The sequence below is a fragment of the Acinetobacter sp. Tol 5 genome (assembly GCF_019702905.1).
Classification (GTDB): Bacteria; Pseudomonadota; Gammaproteobacteria; order Pseudomonadales; family Moraxellaceae; genus Acinetobacter; species Acinetobacter bereziniae.
In genome coordinates this window covers 3137748-3157556 of record NZ_AP024708.1, presented here as the reverse complement: position 1 = coordinate 3157556, position 19809 = coordinate 3137748, and the positions used below count along the sequence as shown (strand labels likewise).

Annotated in this window: 22 protein-coding genes and 1 pseudogene; 7 read left to right on the top strand and 16 right to left on the bottom strand. The window is 38.4% G+C overall.

Annotation, left to right across the window (positions count from 1 at the left end; genetic code table 11):
* Window positions 1–56: 56 nt before the first annotated feature.
* Both TOL5_RS14700 and mrcB read right to left on the bottom strand, forming a co-directional pair.
* On the bottom strand, window positions 57–641 hold the full coding sequence (locus TOL5_RS14700) for a tetratricopeptide repeat protein (RefSeq protein WP_151781056.1): 585 nt from the start codon (window positions 639–641) through the stop codon (window positions 57–59).
* 53 nt (window positions 642–694) lie between these two features.
* The gene (gene mrcB, locus TOL5_RS14695; protein WP_221260453.1) at window positions 695–3088 is read right to left on the bottom strand and encodes a penicillin-binding protein 1B; all 2394 of its coding nucleotides are present in this window, start codon (window positions 3086–3088) and stop codon (window positions 695–697) included.
* Between the two features lie 158 nt (window positions 3089–3246).
* Between mrcB and TOL5_RS14690 the strand changes: the two genes are divergently transcribed.
* The 3 genes from TOL5_RS14690 (at window position 3247) to TOL5_RS14680 (ending at window position 5092) form a co-directional block, all read left to right on the top strand.
* On the top strand, window positions 3247–4185 hold the full coding sequence (locus tag TOL5_RS14690; RefSeq protein WP_004831522.1) for an NAD(+) kinase: 939 nt from the start codon (window positions 3247–3249) through the stop codon (window positions 4183–4185).
* Between the two features lie 2 nt (window positions 4186–4187).
* A complete protein-coding gene (locus TOL5_RS14685; RefSeq protein ID WP_004831521.1) occupies window positions 4188–4454 on the top strand; it encodes a YeaC family protein in 267 nt (88 codons plus the stop codon).
* Between the two features lie 191 nt (window positions 4455–4645).
* Complete coding sequence (locus tag TOL5_RS14680) at window positions 4646–5092, top strand: hypothetical protein (protein ID WP_151781055.1); 447 nt, start codon at window positions 4646–4648, stop codon at window positions 5090–5092.
* A 27-nt stretch (window positions 5093–5119) separates the two neighbouring features.
* On the opposite strand, the gene TOL5_RS14675 is transcribed toward TOL5_RS14680, so the two are convergent.
* The gene (locus TOL5_RS14675) at window positions 5120–6115 is read right to left on the bottom strand and encodes a glycosyl transferase family protein (protein WP_005030059.1); all 996 of its coding nucleotides are present in this window, start codon (window positions 6113–6115) and stop codon (window positions 5120–5122) included.
* A 421-nt stretch (window positions 6116–6536) separates the two neighbouring features.
* On the opposite strand from TOL5_RS14675, the gene TOL5_RS14670 reads away from it, so the two are divergent.
* Complete coding sequence (locus TOL5_RS14670; RefSeq protein WP_151781054.1) at window positions 6537–7883, top strand: dicarboxylate/amino acid:cation symporter; 1347 nt, start codon at window positions 6537–6539, stop codon at window positions 7881–7883.
* Window positions 7884–7945: 62 nt separating this feature from the next.
* Here the strand turns inward: TOL5_RS14670 and TOL5_RS14665 are convergent, their stop codons facing one another.
* Both TOL5_RS14665 and prfH read right to left on the bottom strand, forming a co-directional pair.
* Window positions 7946–9097, bottom strand: a complete 1152-nt coding sequence (locus TOL5_RS14665) for an IS4-like element ISAbe18 family transposase (RefSeq protein ID WP_005176703.1) — start codon at window positions 9095–9097, stop codon at window positions 7946–7948.
* Window positions 9098–9317: 220 nt separating this feature from the next.
* Entirely contained in the window at window positions 9318–9908 is a 591-nt protein-coding gene (gene prfH / locus TOL5_RS14660; RefSeq protein WP_009586822.1) for a peptide chain release factor H, read from the bottom strand.
* 298 nt (window positions 9909–10206) lie between these two features.
* On the opposite strand from prfH, the gene cgtA reads away from it, so the two are divergent.
* Window positions 10207–11421, top strand: coding sequence for an Obg family GTPase CgtA (cgtA, locus tag TOL5_RS14655; RefSeq protein ID WP_121774049.1), 1215 nt, complete (start codon window positions 10207–10209; stop codon window positions 11419–11421).
* Between the two features lie 58 nt (window positions 11422–11479).
* On the top strand, window positions 11480–12613 hold the full coding sequence (proB, locus tag TOL5_RS14650; RefSeq protein WP_004831515.1) for a glutamate 5-kinase: 1134 nt from the start codon (window positions 11480–11482) through the stop codon (window positions 12611–12613).
* Window positions 12614–12686: 73 nt separating this feature from the next.
* Here the strand turns inward: proB and TOL5_RS14645 are convergent, their stop codons facing one another.
* The 3 genes from TOL5_RS14645 to TOL5_RS14635 are packed head-to-tail and all read right to left on the bottom strand — an operon-like array spanning window position 12687 to window position 15029.
* The gene (locus tag TOL5_RS14645; protein WP_227560688.1) at window positions 12687–13178 is read right to left on the bottom strand and encodes a hypothetical protein; all 492 of its coding nucleotides are present in this window, start codon (window positions 13176–13178) and stop codon (window positions 12687–12689) included.
* A gap of 28 nt (window positions 13179–13206) precedes the next feature.
* Window positions 13207–13854, bottom strand: a complete 648-nt coding sequence (locus TOL5_RS14640) for an HAD-IB family phosphatase (RefSeq protein ID WP_151781053.1) — start codon at window positions 13852–13854, stop codon at window positions 13207–13209.
* On the bottom strand, window positions 13821–15029 hold the full coding sequence (locus TOL5_RS14635) for a DUF1615 domain-containing protein (RefSeq protein ID WP_004831511.1): 1209 nt from the start codon (window positions 15027–15029) through the stop codon (window positions 13821–13823). Before TOL5_RS14635 ends, TOL5_RS14640 begins: the two co-directional genes overlap by 34 nt.
* 83 nt (window positions 15030–15112) lie before the next feature.
* On the opposite strand from TOL5_RS14635, the pseudogene TOL5_RS22730 reads away from it, so the two are divergent.
* A pseudogene (locus tag TOL5_RS22730) lies at window positions 15113–15178 on the top strand (hypothetical protein); the annotation flags it as partial.
* 103 nt (window positions 15179–15281) lie between these two features.
* On the opposite strand, the gene TOL5_RS14630 reads toward TOL5_RS22730, so the two are convergent.
* The 8 genes from TOL5_RS14630 to TOL5_RS14595 all read right to left on the bottom strand — a co-directional run bounded on the left by TOL5_RS14630 (window position 15282) and on the right by TOL5_RS14595 (window position 19808).
* Window positions 15282–15566 (bottom strand): pyocin activator PrtN family protein, encoded by a 285-nt coding sequence (locus tag TOL5_RS14630; RefSeq protein ID WP_151776183.1) that lies wholly within the window; start codon window positions 15564–15566, stop codon window positions 15282–15284.
* The gene (locus TOL5_RS14625) at window positions 15566–15928 is read right to left on the bottom strand and encodes a hypothetical protein (protein WP_221260452.1); all 363 of its coding nucleotides are present in this window, start codon (window positions 15926–15928) and stop codon (window positions 15566–15568) included. The genes TOL5_RS14630 and TOL5_RS14625 overlap by 1 nt, the downstream gene beginning before the upstream one ends.
* Entirely contained in the window at window positions 15921–16295 is a 375-nt protein-coding gene (locus tag TOL5_RS14620) for a hypothetical protein (RefSeq protein ID WP_221260451.1), read from the bottom strand. The genes TOL5_RS14625 and TOL5_RS14620 overlap by 8 nt, the downstream gene beginning before the upstream one ends.
* A gap of 85 nt (window positions 16296–16380) precedes the next feature.
* Complete coding sequence (locus TOL5_RS14615; protein WP_221260450.1) at window positions 16381–16644, bottom strand: hypothetical protein; 264 nt, start codon at window positions 16642–16644, stop codon at window positions 16381–16383.
* Entirely contained in the window at window positions 16644–16892 is a 249-nt protein-coding gene (locus TOL5_RS14610) for a hypothetical protein (protein ID WP_228135787.1), read from the bottom strand. The genes TOL5_RS14615 and TOL5_RS14610 overlap by 1 nt, the downstream gene beginning before the upstream one ends.
* Window positions 16874–17962 carry a hypothetical protein gene (locus tag TOL5_RS14605; protein ID WP_221260449.1) on the bottom strand — a complete coding sequence of 363 codons (1089 nt, stop codon included), beginning with the start codon at window positions 17960–17962 and terminating at the stop codon, window positions 16874–16876. Before TOL5_RS14605 ends, TOL5_RS14610 begins: the two co-directional genes overlap by 19 nt.
* Complete coding sequence (locus TOL5_RS14600; RefSeq protein ID WP_009587104.1) at window positions 17962–18648, bottom strand: 3'-5' exonuclease; 687 nt, start codon at window positions 18646–18648, stop codon at window positions 17962–17964. The genes TOL5_RS14605 and TOL5_RS14600 overlap by 1 nt, the downstream gene beginning before the upstream one ends.
* Complete coding sequence (locus TOL5_RS14595) at window positions 18645–19808, bottom strand: ATP-binding protein (protein ID WP_009587070.1); 1164 nt, start codon at window positions 19806–19808, stop codon at window positions 18645–18647. The genes TOL5_RS14600 and TOL5_RS14595 overlap by 4 nt, the downstream gene beginning before the upstream one ends.
* Window position 19809: the final 1 nt, after the last annotated feature.

Sequence of the window (19809 nt, the reverse complement as noted above, 5' to 3'; positions counted from 1 at the left end):
AAGCTAAAGGTGTAGTTGCGTCGAACTCACATAAACTACACTTTTCAACTTTGAACTTAGAGGCTTTGCAGTTGCTTAGATGCTTCTGCAACAGTCTTTTGATTTTTCAACTGTTGTGCTGACTGTAAAATCGTATTCCAAAAGACTTTCTTTTGTGCAGTTGTTTGAGCATAACTTAAGCCACGGCGTGCTAAGGACTCAGCGTTTGCATATTGCTTTTTTTGTTGGGCGATTCTTGCCAAATAAGAAAAAACTTCTGCGGATTGTGGGGCTAAACGTTGTGCATTCAAGGCAAAGCGTTCTGCTTCATCCCATTGTTGTTTTTGATAAGCAGTTTGGGCTTGTTGCATCAATTGCTTAAAGGCGGGAATACTTTGCCCATCCTCAAATTTTTGAGTTTGGGCTTTTTGTTGAGGCACGATGACAGTAGGGACTTTTTCACGTTTGATTTCAGGTCGCTCATAAGGTGTAATCTTTACACCATCAGGCGTTGGAACATTATTTTTTTGCTGTGATGTATCTGGCTTTTCGACAGGTTTTGTTGGTGGCTTGGTGTGTTGTGGTGTTGTTTGACAACCAGCTAAAGCCAATATTCCCATTAAACTTATTAGATAAGTGGTCTTGGTCACATTACGATTCATCATTCATTCCTATTCAAAAAGCCATTCCATCTTTACCTACAAAGTGAGAGGATTTAGTTGTTGTAACTCCCACTTGAAATCATACGACCTCTTGAGTCCTGTTCCATACTGTCTTCACTCTCACGAATGTAGTTGTCAATACTATCACCAGACTGTGTTTGCGAAGCGTTTTGTTGTGTATCGGGTACGTATTGTGGGTCCACTTGGTAATGTGGCATACCGCATTCAGTCGCACGATTTGGCACAGTATGACGTAATAGTGGAATATACATTGCACCTTCACAGCCTTGGGCAGACAATTCGCCAGTACGTGAATCAATCCATTGCCATGCAATATCATCTGTTTGACGCAAATTCACAGGTTTTTGACGTAACTGTTTCATCACATTAATCCAGACAGGCAATGCGCCTGATGAACCTGTCAACCCATTGATTTTATTATTGTCTAATCCGAGCCACACGACAGCTAAGTTGTTACCCGAGTATCCTGCGAACCATGAATCACGAGTATCATTGGTTGTCCCTGATTTACCTGCAAGTTTAAGATCAGCTGGTAAGCTATTGTAAGCCGCTTTACCTGTACCCGATGACATGACTTGCTGTAAACCATAGTTCAATAAGAATGCGGCAGAAGGATCTATGGTTTGCTGAACATTTAAGCCGAAACGCTCTAGAAGACGACCATTTGAATCAACCACAGTACGAATGGCTTTAGTAGGATATTTAAATCCACCCGTTGCAAAGTTGCCATAAATACTCATCACTTCCATCGGTGACATATCAACTGCTCCGAGGAAAATCGATGGATAATTCGGGATTTTCGAGGTCACGCCAAATTTAGTCAGATTATTGCTAAATGTTGAGATACCAAATTCATTACCCAGACGAACAGCTGACAGGTTATATGAGTTAGCAAGTGCTTGTGCTAAAGGAACATAACCATGACCAGAACCACTATAGTTTTTCGGTGTCCACGATTGGTTGCCATTGACAGGTAAACTAATCGGCGCATCTTCGATTTGAGATGCCCAGTTGTATCGCCCTGACTCCAAAGCGCTTAAATAGATCACAGGTTTGAGCAAAGAACCTACTTGACGCTTGGCATCAACTGTACGGTTAAAACCAGTAAAGTCTTGTGTAGAACCTACAGCAGCAATCAATTCACCATTCTCAGGGCGCGTGACTAAAACAGCACCCTGTAAGTCTTTTAAACGTGATGGATTGGCATTGGCTAATCGAGTCACAGTATCTCTAAAGCTATTTTGAACTTTGGTTTGCGCAATTGGATCGAGTGTTGTGAAGATTCTCAAACCTTGATTGGTTAGGTCAGACTCTTGATATTCTGTTTTAAGTTGACGACGTACAATATCGAGAAAGTCTGGGAACTTCGCGGTTCCTAGCGTTGGTTTACGTACAACATTCAATGGGCGCGAAATTTCTTTTTCATATTGTGCTTGATCTAAGTAGCCCATCACCAACATATTGTTCAAGACAATATCTCGACGCTTTTTTGCCCCTTCAGGATTTTTCCAAGGATTAAATAGAGTAGGTCCTTGTACCAAACCAACTAAATAAGCCTGCTGTGAAATATTTAGTTCACTGAGTGGTAATCCAAAATAGAACTGTGAAGCTAAACCATAACCATTGACCGAATAATTCCCGCTTTGCCCCAAGTTTACTTCATTTAAATAGGCTTCAAGAATTTCATCTTTACTATAATGAAGCTCCAATAAAAGAGACATGAGTGCTTCATTGACTTTACGTTTCAAGGTTTTTTCAGGGGTTAAGAAAAAGTTCTTCACCAATTGTTGAGTGAGTGTTGAACCACCTTGACGCTTTCCGCCTGTCACGTTACTGACCAGCGCACGTGCGGTACCACGGAAAGATATCCCGTGATGACGATAAAAGTTACGATCTTCGGTTGCAATTAATGCTTCGATCAAAGGTTTTGGAACCTTGTTGAGTTTAATCAGTACACGGTCTTCATTATGTTGCGGATAGATTCCACCAATCAACATCGGTTCTAAACGTGCAATTCCTGTATTGGTTGGCTTGGTGGCTTTGACATCAGAAACAGTATCTCCAGCAAAGGTCACTTGTAAAACTTGTTCTGGGTCAACGCTGTCGCCAAAGTCGAAGCCTCGTGTATGAACATAGACAGAATTGGGTTGGCTGATATATGTTCCAGACTTGGTATAACTGTCACTGTTTTTATAACCCAACAGTTTAAGCTCTTGTTCAAATTCTGTTTGTGCAATAGGCGCAGTTGCATATATTTCTAATGGTCGCGCAAATACTTTCGCAGGAATGTCCCAGCGGTTTCCTTCGAACTTGTCCCGAATAACATTGTCGAGTCGAATTAAGTAGATACTAAATGCAAAAAATGCTGCAATGACCAATACACAAAAAATCAGTGCAATCAAGCCTATACCACGTTCGTTCTTCATATACAGATAATAAAACCCAATTTATTTTCGCTAATCATGCGAAGCTTTTCTTAAATTTGCAATAATAAATCTGTGAAATACACAAATTTAAAGCCTTTTTGGGTATTCTTGTTATTTTTCGTTGATGAATGATTTTATAAACATATTCTGAAAGTGCTATGATATCTCAGAATTTCAGTGGAGCTAAAGCACCTGTGCAGATTTCACCAAAGACCTTTCGTAACATTGGTTTGATTGGAAGACCAGATAAATCTTCTGTGGTTGATACGCTTTGCCTTATACACGATCATTTATTGAGTTTAGGTTTACATCCGGTTTTTGATACCGCAACAGCAGAACTTGTCCCCTATACCAATACTCAAACTGTCAGTAAGAATTTACTCGGTGAGGTTGTAGATTTAGTCATTGTTGTTGGTGGCGATGGCTCCTTATTACATGCAGCACGTGCATTGGTGAAATATAATATTCCCGTATTAGGTGTCAACCGTGGTCGACTGGGCTTTTTAACGGATATTAAACCAACTGAAGTGATTTTTAAGCTCGACCAAGTCTTAAAAGGTGAATTTCAACTTGATCGCCGTTTCTTACTTGAAATTGAAATTCGCAGTAAAAATGAAACGATTTATGATGCAATTGCATTGAATGATGTGGTGCTACATTCAGGTAAGTCTGTACATATGATCGATTTCGAACTGAATATTGATGGGCAATATGTTTATCGTCAGCACAGTGATGGTTTAATTGTATCTACGCCCACAGGTTCGACAGCATATGCATTATCGGGTGGGGGACCGATTCTCCATCCAAGTATGGATGCGATTGCTTTGGTTCCGATGCATCCACATACCTTGTCTTCGCGTCCAATCGTTGTGGGTGGGCAGAGTGAAATTAAGATACTGATCCGTGAAAACCGTGTATTGCCGATGGTGAGTGCCGATGGACAACACAGTGTTTCATTAAATGTTGGCGATAGTTTGCATATTCGCAAACATCCATTCAAACTAATACTTTTACATCCGCCAGGTTATGACTTCTATATGGCTTGTCGTACTAAACTTGGTTGGAATCAAGATTTTGATTCTTTTCAGCGGGATTGACCATGAATATTGAACAGATGCTTTCTATTTTAGATGCTGATATCGTTGAACGATTAAAAACAGCAGTAGAAATTGGGAAATGGCCAAATGGTGTGGCACTGACTGCTGAGCAGCGTCAAACTTGTATGCAAGCGGTAATCGCTTGGGAACATCAAAATGTTCCTGAAAAAGAACGTACGGGTTATATTGATAAAGGTCATAAAGAAGAGGGTGAGGAATGTGACTCACATGTTCCTGAACCAGAATTTAAACCAATTCGTTTTATCTAGCTGTGTAAAAAACCTTTGAACCATAAAGTAGCCTTACTTTATGGTTCAAATACTCAATAAAAAAACAATAATATTTTAGCTGCTGCAATGATGATGGTATAAAACGGTCTATATGTTAAAAATCAGAAATATGTAAAAAGGCGACAAAGATATTCAGGAAGATAAAAATTCTTAAAAATATAGAGGTTAAAGTGCTAAAGCTACTCAAAACAATAAAGCTTGTTCATCTCAGTCTAATCTTCATCACTGCAATTTCGACCAGCTCATTCGCTGAACGAACAAGAGGCGCAAGTCCTATTCAATGCTTATTAGATGTGACTGTGATTGCAAGTCAAAATTTCCAAACGCCAGTCATACAATATACATCAATTAAAAATGATGGTTATCCGATGCTATTAATTGGTATAAAAATTGATAATGCTTATACAGCTGACTCTTCAAAAAAAATAAAAACGCACCATTTATATTGTTCAAAGCTGATTGGTCAGCAAAAAGATGCATATTTATCTGGACCACATATACAGAATAAAAACGTGATCCAAATCGGTGATCAGTTGCAACTCCTCAATATTCATTCTTCAGGGAAAAGTTATCCTTATTGGTCTGATTTTTATTTTATACAAAAGCGTGATCATTGATCATCACACTTTAGTAGAAACTTCAATTTAGAAACGTGTGTTCCAAAGATGTTGAGCTTTACTCATGGCTTCAGGGTAGTTATTTACAATACCCATGGTATATAAAGCAATCCCCATCGTTTCGGTAACGGCAATCTCGCCATAGTCATGTGTTTGCTGACCTTCCCAAACAGCTTTAAACACAGACAGATCCAGTTGTTCTTCTATTGGACTACGATTATCCGTTAATTTTGGTAATTCATATTCATAGAGTTCACCATCTTGGATACCACAAATCAGCGTTTTTGCATCAGGGTTTCGCTCAAACTCGCCACCTTCACCTTTAATCACTGCGCTATTTTGATAACCCAGTTGAAAAGCTGCCTGTTGATGTGAGCTACGATAAGCAGGGTGAAAAATAGCTTGCATGGTGGCTTTGGCATTGAACGGGTTGATTAGGCGAGCAAGAGTATGTATTGGAGAGCGTAATCCCATGACATTTCTGAGATTGATCAAATCCGCTAAAATTGGTGAGATTACATCCAAAGGCAAATAAGCAAAATTTTGAGTCTCTAACTGTTGTTTGACTTCAGTTTCATTTTGGCAAATTGGAAATCCTAAATACGCTAAAACTTGTTCGGTATAAACACGATTCATGGTATGCCCAGCAGCGCCGTGCATGACGATCTTATAACCGTGTTTAGCCAGTGTCAGAGCTGCCAACAAAAACCATGGATAATGTTTGCGTTTCCCTGCATAAGATGACCAGTCTAAATCCACAGAAAGTGCTTGGAAGTTCAATTGGTCTTTGGTCGCTTGGACAAAGCCAGTGAGTTCATCTACAGATTCTTCTTTAACACGAAGTAGCATCAAGAATGCACCTAGTTGTACATCAAGCACTTCATTTTTTAAAATCATCGAAAAAGCTTGATAAGCTTCATCATAAGTTAATGATCGTGCACCATTTTTTCCTTTACCAATGATTCGCACAAACTGCGCAAAAGGATGTTCAAAGTCTTTATAAAGATTGCGTTTGGTATTCATATGGATGCAGTCATAAGCCGAAGAAACAGTGCAGTACACTATGCCATAAATGAATTGAAAGGGTATAGATCTAAGTGGTATTAGACTAAGGTCTAAGCAAAAAATGGACAGATGTTAGCCAAAATTCACATTTACATAGAGATTGATGCTCAAAAATTAATTAAAATAAGCTTGAATAGTGTTTTATTTTTCATCTCCTGTTCTACATTTATTCTGATTTGCATATGGGCAATACAGAGTAAATCTTAAACATCGTCATTTGTTGTCTTTGTTTTGGAAAACGGCTGTTTTCTGAACGGATTTTTATTTTCTAAAAATCTATTTTCTTGATGTTTTCATCAGAATTTTTGCCTGTGTCAGCAAATGGTCGCATTAATATTGGATATTTCTTCGAACAGAAATATAGAAAGAAGTAATTATCATGGCTAAGAAACCGCTGTATAAATCACTCTATTTTCAAGTGATTGTTGCCATTATTTTGGGTGTGATCGTCGGTCACTACTTCCCAAGTGGTACACAATTGATCAATGGTGTAGAAAAGAATATTCCAGGTTTGGGTGAGCAACTTAAACCCTTAGGTGATGCTTTTATTAAGCTCATTAAAATGATTATCGCACCTGTGATTTTCTGTACCGTGGTCAGTGGTATTGCTGGTATGGAAAGCATGAAATCGGTCGGTAAGACGGGTGGTATTGCGCTGTTGTATTTTGAGATTGTGTCCACGATTGCCTTAATCATTGGTTTGGTGGTGATCAATATTGCTAAACCTGGTGTAGGGATGAATATTGATCCTGCTACATTGGATACTTCTGGTATCAGCAAATATGTGGAATCGGGTGCATCACAATCCACCGTTGATTTCTTTATGCACATTATTCCTAATACGGTTGTCGGTGCATTTGCTGAAGGCGAAATTCTACAAGTTCTTTTATTTGCATTACTGTTTGGCTTTGCTTTACATAAGTTAGGAGATGCAGGTAAACCTGTTCTAAGATTGATTGATCAAATTTCGCATGTGTTCTTTAACATCGTGAATATGATTATGAAACTTGCGCCAATCGGTGCCTTTGGTGCGATGGCATTTACCATCGGTAAGTATGGTATTGGTAGCTTAGCGCAACTGGCACAACTTATTTTGTGCTTCTATATCACCTGTTTATTGTTCATTTTCATTATCTTGGGTTCAATCAGCCGGTTCTGCGGATTTAGTATTTTAAAAATGATCCGTATGATTCGTGAAGAGTTATTGATTGTATTGGGTACATCGTCTTCTGAATCCGTATTGCCTCGAATGTTGAAAAAGCTTGAAATTGCTGGCTGTGAAAAGTCTGTGGTTGGCTTGGTCATTCCAACAGGTTATTCATTTAATCTTGATGGTACCTCTATTTATTTGACTATGGCGGCAATCTTTATTGCACAAGCAACCAATACTCAACTGGATATTTGGCATGAAATTACCTTGCTTGCGGTCTTGTTGATTTCGTCGAAAGGTGCAGCAGGTGTAACTGGTTCAGGCTTTATTGTAATGGCAGCAACTTTGGCTGCTGTAGGCAATATCCCAGTCGCTGGTTTGGCTTTGATTTTAGGTATTGACCGTTTCATGTCTGAAGCACGTGCATTGACTAACTTGGTGGGTAACTCTTTGGCAACTATCGTCGTTGCAAAATGGGTGGATAAGCTTGATGTTGAAAAACTCAATGATGCATTGAACAATCCTGAAGAAGTTGATCGTAAGATGCTTGAGGAAAAAACTGAAGTACATGCTTAAGTTTTAAAAGTATTCAATGAAAGTATTAAAGGAAGCTGAGGCCATTGCTGTCCCACAATTTTTCACAAGAGGAAGCTCATTTGAGCTTCCTCTTGTTTTATGGGTATTTTATCGGGTGAAAATAAAGCTTTTAAAGTTCTTCTTTCAAACAAATTCACTTGAATTATTCTGAGTAAACGTTGAACTGTCCAACCTGTTTTTCCTAAATGTCGAGCGAAACTCACCAATAAATAGGCGATCATCGCAATCCAGATTTGTGTCTGAATTGCGTTCCTGCTGCGGCCTAGAAACGCTTTTAATTTGAGATTCTGCTTAATCGCCTTAAAGAACAGCTCAACTTTCCAACGATCTTTATAAATCGCCGCAATGGTGGAGGCGGCTAAATGAAAGTTATTGCTGAGAAAGCTAAAGTGCTTGCCACTTTGCTGATCTCTATATTCAATTCTTCTTAACACTGGGGCTTTTCTTTTTAGGGCATGTGCGCTATTCAGCTGAATGGTTTCATCTTTTAGAATACCTTTGGATTCAAGCACTGGATGTTGCTGGATCACCTGATACACAGATTTAGGCCTAAAACGTGTGACAAATCCAATGTTTTGAGCAGTCAGATTTGCATACCATTGGTAATCGACATAGCCTTTATCAAAAACTACAATGCTGCCAGCAGGAAACTGGAATTTGCGGCCTTGTACCATGTCATTTTCTTTGCCATTTTCAACTGCAACAAACTCAGGAATATCATTGCTGTGATTCAATCCTATACTGAGTTTCATGCTGGCTTTTGAGTCGTGAACTTTGGCCCATTCACATAAAGAAAGCGACAGGTCAATATGACTGGCATCCAAGGAATACAAGGGATTCTTAAAGCGAAATTTATGAGCTACTTTTGAGTGTTCATAGTATTTAAGCAACTTGTAAAATAGCTGTTGATACAAGGCAGCAGGCTGCTGCTCATTGATTCGTGCCAGCGTGCTTCGGGGAATAGACTTTGCTCCGAGATGACTCAGCTTTTCCTGTTGGCACTCCAAATTGGATTGAATATCTCTCAGACTTTGCCTACAAGAGAATTGAGACATCAATATGGCAATAAACTGATCCCACCGGGAAGCCGCTCTAAATTTCTGTCCAACATGGTGTACTTTAGCAAGTTGTTCAAAATCCTGTCGCACAACAGGTTTAATTAGCTCATGAAATACGGTATTCTGATGTGACAAAACCTGAATCCTGGTCGTTAAAGTGTTTGTTTGCACTCATATTTTAACTGTTAGGACTCAGGTTTTTTTATTTAAAGCAAACTATGGGACAGCAGTGAGCTGAGGCTTCCTTTTTTAATGTCTGTGTTGAAGCATCCTTCATTTCTTATAAAATTTAAATTCAAACTGATGTTAGACATTCACGCTACTCACATTTAACGACAACATGCGTATATCTGATTTATCTTTTAAAGCTTTTTACTGCATTACCTCGCTCAATCAACGTGTGTTGTAAATGTTGAGCGTGTTTCTGATGGGCTTGTTGGCTCTCCATCTGTTGTTGTAATTTGAGTGCAATTAACTCTTTTGCTAAACGCTTATTGGCATGTTGACTGCGTTCAGACATAACTTTAACGCTGATTCCTGTGGCAGTATGGGTTGCATGAATAGCGGAGTCAGTGGTGTTGACGTGTTGCCCGCCAGCACCAGATGCCCGACAGGCTTGGAAAACAATCGTATCATCCGCAGGAAGTTGCGTAGGGCTTTGAAATTGGCTAATACCTACAAACCAATTTTTACGTTTGTGATGTGGACGAATTGGACTGTGAAATGTCCATTGAATCGTTCCTAACCAAGAGTTCAGCCAATTTTGGTGGCTGTCATTAATATTACAGATCACGGATGAATAGCCGTGCGGAGTAGTATTACTTTCTATCACTTCGAATTGAATTTTTTGCTTTTGGGCTTCTTTTTGCATTTCTTGCAAAGTGTATTTAACTGCAAGTTCACATTCTGCGGGTCCAAGCGCAGCACTGATTTGGACAATTGACAATATAGAGCATCCTTTAGATCAAACATTTGATCAAAATAAAAAGTATTGATTTAAAAAAAGTAAATTTATAAATTTACGACTATGTTTTTTTGTTAGTGAGACATAGACATTTTTTAGCTTACCTATTATAAAAAAATATCTGACTGAAAAACAATCAAAATATCAGCAAAGGCAGTTTTATTGGATGAATTATAAAAAATGTTTAACAAAATTCATGCTCAGTTGAATAATACTATTCGAGAAATTTTTCAAAATATGGCAGAATATGCGGTTTTAAAGATTTTAGAGGATTGGCAGCATGCGCTTTGTTGATGAAGCAGTCATTACCGTAGAGGCTGGCGACGGTGGCAATGGCGTAGCCAGTTTTCGCCGTGAAAAATTTGTACCATTTGGTGGTCCAGATGGTGGGGATGGTGGTCGTGGTGGCAGCGTATATATTCAAGCTGACGACGATACCAGTACCTTAGTCGATTATCGTTATACCCGTAAATTTCGCGCTGAACGTGGTAAAAACGGTGCTGGCGCAAACTGTGCTGGTCGTGGTGGTGAATCAGTTGTTCTGAAAGTTCCTGTGGGAACCACCATTGTAGATACAGAGTCTGGCGATATTATTGGTGACCTTGTTGAAGATGGTCAAAAAGTTTTAGTTGCACACGGTGGTGATGGTGGTTTGGGCAATACCCATTTTAAATCATCGACCAACCGTTCTCCACGTAAATGTACACATGGGATCAAAGGTGAGTATCGTGAGATTCGCCTTGAGCTTAAAGTTCTCGCTGATGTCGGTTTATTGGGGATGCCGAATGCAGGTAAATCAACCTTTATTCGTGCTGTTTCCGCAGCAAAACCTAAAGTAGCGGATTACCCATTTACCACAATGGTTCCCAACTTAGGTGTGGTTGATGCGGATCGTCATCGTTCATTTGTTATGGCGGATATTCCTGGGCTGATTGAAGGCGCCGCTGAAGGTGCTGGTCTTGGTATTCGTTTCCTTAAACATTTGGCGCGAACGCGTATTCTTTTGCATATTGTTGATGTGCAACCGATTGACGGTTCAGATCCGGCATACAATGCCAAAGCCATTATGGAAGAATTGAAAAAATTCTCGCCAACTTTGGCTCAATTACCGATTGTGCTTGTTTTAAACAAACTTGATCAATTAAATGATGATACTCAAGAAGAATGGTGTAATCATATTCTTGAAGAATTACAATGGGATGGTCCTGTATTTAAAACTTCAGGCTTGCTTGAAGAGGGAACAAAACCTGTTGTGTATTACCTCATGGATCAAATCGAACAACAACGTGAGTTGGAAGAAGAAGATCCAGAGTATGCAGCGAAAATGAAAGTATTCCGTGATCAGCTTGAAGCTGAAACACGTGAACAAACGATTGCTGCAAAAGAAGCTTATCGTGAAATGCGCCGTCAACAACGTCTTGCTGGTATTTTGGGTGATGATGATGAAGACGACGATGGTGACGATGGCGAAATGGAAGTGTACTACGTACGCTAATTTCTAAAGATATCCAAATATTCGGGTATCCGCTTAGAAAAGAAAGACCGAGGATAAGATGATAGAAGTGGTAGATGGGCAACGTCAGCTCAAGGCTTTAAAACGTATCGTTGTTAAAATCGGATCATCTTTACTCACAGCAAATGGGCAAGGTTTAGATTTGGATGCAATTTCGCATTGGGCGAAACAAATTGCAGATCTACACAATGCCGGACATGAGATTATTCTGGTGTCTTCTGGTGCTGTGGCTGAAGGGATGGTTCGCATGAAGCTAGAGAATCGACCCACCGATCTACCCAGTCTACAAGCTTGTGCTGCCATTGGGCAAATGGGCTTAATCCATACTTGGTCAAGTGTATTAGAGAAACATTCGATTCAAACAGCACAAGTCTTGTTAACACACGATGATCTTGCAGATCGTCGCCGTTACTTAAACTCATGTGATGCCTTGCAGAATCTAATTGATTGGAAGGTAATTCCTGTCATTAATGAAAATGATACGGTATCCACCGACGAAATTCGTTTTGGTGACAATGACACGCTTGCTGCTATGGTTGCGGGTCAAGTGCATGCAGATTTACTGATTATTTTGACTGATCAGCAAGGTATGTTTGATTCAGACCCTCGTTCCAATCCCAATGCAAAATTGTTCCATACCGTTCGCGCAATGGATGAAACTTTATTTGATATGGCTGGCGGTGGCGGTAAGTTTGGTCGTGGTGGTATGTTGACCAAAGTTCGTGCTGCTCGTTTGGCCGCGAAGTCAGGCTGTCCAACGCTGATCGCAAGTGGTGAGAGCGACCATGTATTGGCGCGTTTAATGGCGGGTGAATTACTGGGTACACTGTTTATCACCGATGATGATCGTCTAACAGCTCATCAACAGTGGCTTGCTGCGCATTTACAAACAGCAGGGCGTTTGGTGCTGGATGATGGTGCTGTTAAAGCCATTAAAGAAAATCACCGTAGTTTATTGCCTGTTGGTGTAAAAGCAGTTGAAGGGCATTTTGAGCGTGGTGATGTGGTTGAGTGTGTCGATCAGCATGGTCATCGAGTTGCTGTTGGGCGAGTAAATTTCAGTTCTCGTTCTGCTGAAATTGTCAAAGGTCTGGCTTCTGACAAGGTTTACCAAGTATTAGGTGAAGCACGTTCGTTGGAAATGATACATCGTAACCATATGTCGATTTATTGATTTCTAAAGTTTTACAGATAAGACCTCGCTAAGGCGGGGTTTTTATTTGGGTATTAATGCTGGAGCTTTATCATTATAAAAAATCTGATTTAAATACTTTTTCCCCTACATACGATTTTAAATAATAATGCTGTTGGTGTAAGCGAGAACCACCTTGTATGCCTTGGGCAAAATTCTCATCTTGATTTAATTTGCGTTTAATCGCACTAAAAAAGCGTTTTATATTTTTATCAGGTGTTTTTGAAATCATTCTTAAGGTTATTTTTTCTAGAGCATTCTCAGTTTCTCTTCCACCTTGTCCTTCAATAGCGTAAATACAATATTCATCATCATAGATTTGGTGTTTATTGATTTTTTGTTCTTTATCTAAAAAATAGAAGCCCAGATTTTGATGATCATACTCCAAAAGTTGTGTTTTTAGACTTTCAGTTGTGATCACTTTGATTTGAATTTGCTGATTGGAATCAAAGTACTCCATCATCATTTCAATGTTATATTTTTCTAATTCAGGCTGAATGTAGCGATAGAATTGCGTCAATGATGTGATGACATAAATATACGACATAATGAGCTCACATTTAAAATATTAGCTTTCAAGCTAATTTCTTTTCATCTTCAATGTTTGGGAGCAACTGATCTTTACCAACCATATATTTAAAATCAGCTAAATTGAGCATGTCGAGATCCTCTTCACTATTTCCATAAGCAAAGACTTTTTGATAATGCGCTAAATTGTATTTTTCTAAAACTCTCAAACGTTTTTGTTCACAACTACAATCTGGTGTCGCATAATGACCTGTAAATTTTCCCTCAAGAATCTCAGTCTCAGTACAAATCAAATCAATTTTTAATAATTGGCAAATGACCTCTAAATAAATGTCGACAGAAGCAGAGACTAAAACGACATCATCACCATTATTTTGATGTTTGAGCAATTGTTGATAAAGGATAGGATCTAATTGTCCCATGAGACGATAAGCATATTCATCGGCGATATCTAAAATCTCATTGGCATCAGCATGTTTAAACATGGCGTTAAACAACTTTATACGCATTGCATGCGCTGGGTAGATATTTAAATAATAGGCTTGGATCCAAGGTAAGATTTTGATGCCTTGTTTGACAATATGCCTTTTGGATAGAGCATAGAAAATAAACCCTGTAAAACTGTCTTTTTTACACAGGGTTCCATCAAAATCAAATAAAGCTAAATTTTTATACGTTTTGCTCGGTGCATACATGTTTCATATCGTCCGTTTACGCGGCTCGCATACCAATTTGTGTTGTAGTCACGACTCAATTTTGGTCCAGAAATAATGACTTCAGGCATTATGGCATATATTGGTTCTTTGCCTGTTTGATTTTTATATAGTTTAGAAACAGCGATATAGGTTTGGGTTTTTTCAAAATCTTGTTCTTTCTCTTGCTTGAGGTCATTACGAAGCTGTCTTGGTGTCACTAGAATATTATTTTGAGCAAATAATGCAGTCAGTGCTTTTTCTGTATCTGTGATGGCAGGGCGAGGATCACCATTTTTATCATATGATAAGAGATCACCATCCAGTGCCAAGTCGGCTTTAGTCAACTTATCAATCATTTTTTGAAAGGCAGCATTACGACTAGAATACATCCCTGAGTTGTAGTCTGCAAAACGATAGATTGGCTTGTCATAGTTTGCAGGATACATCATCAAGCGATGAATCCCGTAATACAAACCACCAAATTCCGTGTAAAGATCGTCACGTAACTCATTAACATTCATGCTGCTGCGCTTGTGTGCTTTGGCATAATTGATATGTACTTGCATAGATCCCAGTGTAGTGATCGGGTTCATTTTTTCGGCAATATCTTGACCCACGAATTTGGCAGCACCGGTCAGGGCACTGACATGATAATGCTTTGCCATATAGTCAAATATTTCACGATAAAGCACATCCAAATCTTTTTCTGTACGCACACGGCTCATTTGTTTTAAATAGTTGTCATCAGGTGATGGTTGATTTTTTAAAACATTTTCAAAGTATGATGCGACTGTACCACCAATGGTTGAACCTAATTTATCTTCAAATTTTTCATTGAGTCGAGTGGTCACTTCTTTGACTGCTTTATCACCTAAACCTGGAACTACAGGGTTGGCGACAAAGTTGGACTCTTGATCGACGACAGCAATGATCGTACAGACATTTTCTTTGTTGGTCGGAATCTTTAATTCGTTTGAAATATCAAAAATATCTTTTGCCCAAGAGTCACGTTGACTAACACGATTTGGAATCAGCTTTTTAATTTGTTCCTGTTTTAACTGCTCATCATCTTCATTGGCAAACCATGAACCTTTACCACAAGCAATTAGACTTAAAGAAAGAGCTAACACGCTGAAAGATTTAATAAAAGCGTGATGTCGAACTAATTTTTTCATATCGCAGAAAACATACTCAGAAAATGATGAGCCACTATGGCAGATGCAGTATACTATGAAGGTCTAAAAATGTATGAATATATATGTATATTGGTCCCTATCAACTGTCAAATAATTTAATTGTTGCCCCTATGGCAGGTGGGATAGATATATTATGAATTATTATAAATATTAAGTATTTATTGATTTTTGGATGGTGCAAGGTGCAAATAGGGTGCAACCATCCAATTAATTAATCAATAACTTAGCATTTTAACTATGCATTGCGCTCCAATCTTTTTTAGCCTCTTGTTGAGCTACTGTCAACCATATTGCAACATCATTTAAGTGAGCGCACCAGGGAGAATATTTTCCATCTGGTTTAAATACTGGAAAAGGCAGATCACATTTATTTGCTCGCTTGTTTGCCTGTAATAATGACAGGTGCGGAAGATACTCAGGAAGTAATTCTTCTAAAGTAACTACAGGTTTTCTAAACTTCATTTGAAGTAAGAAAAGAGTATCAAATGGATCTTCAATTTTTTTAGCTGCACCCATCAACCTTCCTCCTTTTCTTCTTTCATTACACCCCATTGATTACAATCACATTTAGTGCAAAATCCATATAACTTAACTGAGGGTTTATTTGTTTCAGACCAATGAAATTGACTTAATTCAGTTGAGCAAACTTCACATACAACTAAATCTTCATCATTGTTTTTCATGTAATTCAGATGATCATCTGGATTGCAGAATGGGCAGGGAATATCGCCACCACTTGTTAGATATTCACCATCCCCACTATCTAAGTCCCATAGATAGCCATCAATACATTGGGAGTCTTGATAGGTAGCACCAAAATAAGATACAGGCATTTGAACAGGGCAGTCTTGAGCCTTTAAAGGTGGTTTTTCAGTCATGACTTTTCTCCTGTGCTTCGACCATTGCTTTGTAATCACGCCACAATTCCCATTTTTTGCTTCGAATTCGCCCTTTATATGCATCTTCTGAAATTTTAATCCAAGTAGGATCAGTTTCAGTTACAGGTTTTTCAACACGCTCTAAAGCCATAGATTCAGCGATTTCTTCAGGCAATTCTTTACGCACCAAAACAAACCCTTCAGGGGTGGCTTGTTTTTTGGCTTGCCACATGTACCAAAACCAACACATTACGGGGTGGTTATAACCCTGCATTTCTTCATCCCACGTGTGTAGCCAAAAAGCTATATCGCTTTTAATTTTTGAGAATTCAGCCTCAAAAGCCTCTCTTTCTTTACTAATTTCCATCTCATCACCTATGTGCATTTATTTGCGCAAAATCCCATTTTTTTGATGATAATGCGCAGATTTTTGCTCGAATTATTTAATCTGTTTAGCAAACTTTATTTCTATGTCGCTTAATATCAGCAGCCATAGATTGTGTAGATTCGATAATTAACTTTTCTGCCTGAGCAACATCATCAAGACTGTTCATGTAACAAGCGATTCCATTACCAGCAATGCAATAACCAAATTCAACTGCTAACTCTGGATCTGTTTTGGCTAAGTGATTAAAGATAGGTCCAATCATTTGCTTGAATAATTGCTCTGCAATTTCATCAACAGAGCCTTCAATATCAAAACCTTTAATATCCATCACGCCACCTCATTAAAAGGGTCATATTTTTTAAATTCTTCAAACAGTTTGATGGCAGGTTTATTCATGCGACCGTTTGAAAAAATCATTACATTTCTTGGGAAATAGTTATTAGCTACAGAGCAATAAAACGAAATTCCTTCAACTCCTGAAACACCTCTATACCCAATTTTTGTGAGCCAAATTAAAAAGGCTTCACTCATTAATGGATGAGCTTTTATTCTTTTTTTCATTTTTGCTCTTCCCATGGATATTCATTGTTAAGAGTCAATTCAGTACGTCTTTGATTTGCATAACTGAATAAACGCTCATGTATAGCCGGGTCGCACTGGATTATTTCCTCTTCAAGCTTTGCAAGATCAATCAATGTCTTTGATTCTTGAATACGAACCATCAAAGATGATTGTGATTTTTCAGGTGGGTTGAATTCAGCTAAACGTTTATGGATGGCGCTCATAACTGGCTTACGCTCTTCCTCGGTCCAGTGAACTGTGTATTTATAGAGAGCATTAGCTTCTGTTGGAGTTTTGACGATTTTTAAACGTTCCATCAACTCATCTACTACTGATTGATGCGGATGTAATGTAGGTGAGTTATCTTCTGAAGTAATTGGATCTTCAGAGATGGATATATTTTCTTGAGACTCAATAGCTTTTGGTTGATTAAACTCAGCTATTTTTCTCTCCTTAGTCATCGTAATTTCAAGCATTTGTTCAGCTGAAAAACCCACTTTATCAACATTAAATAAAGTAGTTTCAATCTCAGCCAAAGTAGTGCAGGCACGCAAGCCATCTAAGTAGAGCTGTAATTCTGATTCTATTGATATAACTGGCTTTTTCTCAACTACTTGAGAAGATTCTTGCTCAACAGATTTCTTAGTATTTCTTGCTTTTTTGGGCTTTTCACTGTAACCGTCTTTAACTTCAATTTCCGTAATAATATAGCCAAAAGTTTTACCAAATGCCTGCAGCTGTAATTTCGCATTTTCTTCGTCCAACTGAGCAAATCCATTTGCTACACTCAAACATATATCACCATGCTCAGGATCGTATTTTGTACGCAAGATACAAGTTGGCATCACAATAAAAATTTCTTGCCCAAACTCTAAATCATGCGGTTGAACAGGCTTTGTAAATTTAATATCTGCCAATGTTAAAGTTTCACGTTTGATACAGAACTCATGATCATTTGTAAAAAATACAGTAGCAGGGAATTGATTTAGCTCATCAAAATCAAGCAATCCACCGATATGACGACATAAAACAGTTTTGCCTGATTGCAAAGCAGAAATTGCCTCAACACCATTAAAAGTATGCATTATTTTTGTCCTTTTAAAGCTTTAGTTAGGTATGGATCTAAATCGGGTTGTTTGAGAAGCCAAGCAATATATGAATCAGGAAGCTCATCAATTAGCTCACCTCTATGTTTACCAAAGTTAATGCGCTTGGGAATTCGGGCAATTTCAGACATTTGATAAAGTGAATTCATGTCTTTAATTGCAAGCTTTTCGACAATTACTTGTAGAATCACGCCAGTGAAATAAATATCCCAGCGCGCGTTATGTGCATTTCTCAAATGCTTACGAGCAGTTTCTAAATTTCCGCTCATCACGTGGTAATACAAAGCTGTAAGGTTATGAGTTTCTAATTCATCCCAAACCATACGCGCCAAAGCTAATGTGCAAATGCCTTTTACATTGATTGAAGAATCACACAATTTGATTGCTTGAATGTCGTAATCAATATTGTGGCCAATCAAATAAACAGTATTTTCAGGTAAGCGGAAAACCTCATAACTCGGCTTGTCCGCTATATCAGACTCAAGAATATGATGAGTTGCTAATGAACCAAGTTCGATAGGCTCAGGGCAAGAAAAATATTCATCAAAAGCTGATTTTTGATGAATTTCAAAAACTCCCTGCTCAAATGAGCAGGGTACATGAGCAATTTCAATTGGATAACCGTTTAAGCTGTTGGTTTCAGTGTCTAAAATCAATGCAATCATGCCGTAACACCTTTTTTAGCCAATTCATCTATTTCAGCTTTAACAGCATCAAGTTTGTTTGCCTCAATTTGCGTAAGTGCGTCAATTCCTAGATATTCACAAACTGTTTTAACATCAAGACCTCTTTCATCAATGAAAGCTTGCAAATCATCTCTTTGCTGATCACTAATCCCTTTAAAATCAGGCGGGTTATACCAACGCTTTGTATTTTCTTTATCAAAAGTGCATTTGAGTTCACGACCACGAATTTGAACTGCATGCCACATTTGAGTTTTGTATTTATGATCTGAATCTATCGACTCGGTTAATTGATTTAAGTCACCTGAATGATTAGCTTCTGTGCAACACTGTTGGAAATTCTCCAACTCACCAATTGCTTTTACTTCTGCTTGCTGTTCAGGTGTCATTGAGTTGATATAGTCTTTTGCTTCTTTAATTAATGAAGCTAGGAATAATCCATTAAATTCAAGATCTGGAACAAATACTTGCCCTGAGTTCTCAGTCATTCCATTTGGTTTTTGAGTTTTAACCCCAAGATAACCTGAATTTTTTGCATGATGTGTAGGGCTTGGATTGAAGTAAATAATTCGATCCATTTTACCTTCTGCATCTGTTGTGGCATGCATATAACCCATCATGTCAGCCATGCGGTAAAGCATGTTTCTGTTTTTACCACCTAAATCAGGTCGGAAAACCTTCAGTTTTTCCTTGCCTGATTCTTCTTCTGTAGCATGTGCAATAAACACAACATCTTTACCAAAGGAGATCCATTTATTTACGGTTTGCATAAATAAATTATTAGCCAAACCTTGAGCTTTTAGAGTCAGATTTCCGTCTCGTTGCAAGTTCTCCTTGTTATTACTTAAATGAGTTTTTATGCAGTCGAGCATTGCACCAACAGTGTCACAAATAATTGTATTAAAAGGGGCTAAATCCTTTTCATCCATAAAAGAGACATCAGACCACTGAGGAACAGGAACAATCGCACCTCTGCGTAATTTGGCATTTACACGGTGCTGACCTTTATCGAAATCAAACACAACAGGTTTATCAGCCGTATGAGCTATAGAGCTCTTACCTAAACCAGGATCTGTATATAAGTAAAAAATAATCGAAGAAACTGTTAAAGGTTGGTCTGGGAAAATAATATTTAGAGCCATG

Excerpts from the sequence above, each read along its gene's own strand:
- TOL5_RS14620 (WP_221260451.1), bottom strand. The coding sequence starts at position 16,295 with ATGGAAATTAGTAAAGAAAGAGAGGCTTTTGAGGCTGAATTCTCAAAA.
- mrcB (WP_221260453.1), bottom strand. The coding sequence starts at position 3,088 with ATGAAGAACGAACGTGGTATAGGCTTGATTGCACTGATTTTTTGTGTA.
- TOL5_RS14605 (WP_221260449.1), bottom strand. The coding sequence starts at position 17,962 with ATGCATACTTTTAATGGTGTTGAGGCAATTTCTGCTTTGCAATCAGGC.
- TOL5_RS14595 (WP_009587070.1), bottom strand. The coding sequence starts at position 19,808 with ATGGCTCTAAATATTATTTTCCCAGACCAACCTTTAACAGTTTCTTCG.
- TOL5_RS14610 (WP_228135787.1), bottom strand. The coding sequence starts at position 16,892 with ATGGGAAGAGCAAAAATGAAAAAAAGAATAAAAGCTCATCCATTAATG.
- TOL5_RS14670 (WP_151781054.1), top strand. The coding sequence starts at position 6,537 with ATGGCTAAGAAACCGCTGTATAAATCACTCTATTTTCAAGTGATTGTT.
- TOL5_RS14630 (WP_151776183.1), bottom strand. The coding sequence starts at position 15,566 with ATGGGTGCAGCTAAAAAAATTGAAGATCCATTTGATACTCTTTTCTTA.
- TOL5_RS14645 (WP_227560688.1), bottom strand. The coding sequence starts at position 13,178 with ATGTCGTATATTTATGTCATCACATCATTGACGCAATTCTATCGCTAC.
- TOL5_RS14625 (WP_221260452.1), bottom strand. The coding sequence starts at position 15,928 with ATGACTGAAAAACCACCTTTAAAGGCTCAAGACTGCCCTGTTCAAATG.
- TOL5_RS14640 (WP_151781053.1), bottom strand. The coding sequence starts at position 13,854 with ATGTATGCACCGAGCAAAACGTATAAAAATTTAGCTTTATTTGATTTT.
- TOL5_RS14700 (WP_151781056.1), bottom strand. The coding sequence starts at position 641 with ATGAATCGTAATGTGACCAAGACCACTTATCTAATAAGTTTAATGGGA.
- TOL5_RS14615 (WP_221260450.1), bottom strand. The coding sequence starts at position 16,644 with ATGGATATTAAAGGTTTTGATATTGAAGGCTCTGTTGATGAAATTGCA.
- proB (WP_004831515.1), top strand. The coding sequence starts at position 11,480 with ATGATAGAAGTGGTAGATGGGCAACGTCAGCTCAAGGCTTTAAAACGT.
- TOL5_RS14690 (WP_004831522.1), top strand. The coding sequence starts at position 3,247 with ATGATATCTCAGAATTTCAGTGGAGCTAAAGCACCTGTGCAGATTTCA.
- TOL5_RS14685 (WP_004831521.1), top strand. The coding sequence starts at position 4,188 with ATGAATATTGAACAGATGCTTTCTATTTTAGATGCTGATATCGTTGAA.
- cgtA (WP_121774049.1), top strand. The coding sequence starts at position 10,207 with ATGCGCTTTGTTGATGAAGCAGTCATTACCGTAGAGGCTGGCGACGGT.
- TOL5_RS14675 (WP_005030059.1), bottom strand. The coding sequence starts at position 6,115 with ATGAATACCAAACGCAATCTTTATAAAGACTTTGAACATCCTTTTGCG.
- TOL5_RS14635 (WP_004831511.1), bottom strand. The coding sequence starts at position 15,029 with ATGAAAAAATTAGTTCGACATCACGCTTTTATTAAATCTTTCAGCGTG.
- TOL5_RS14600 (WP_009587104.1), bottom strand. The coding sequence starts at position 18,648 with ATGATTGCATTGATTTTAGACACTGAAACCAACAGCTTAAACGGTTAT.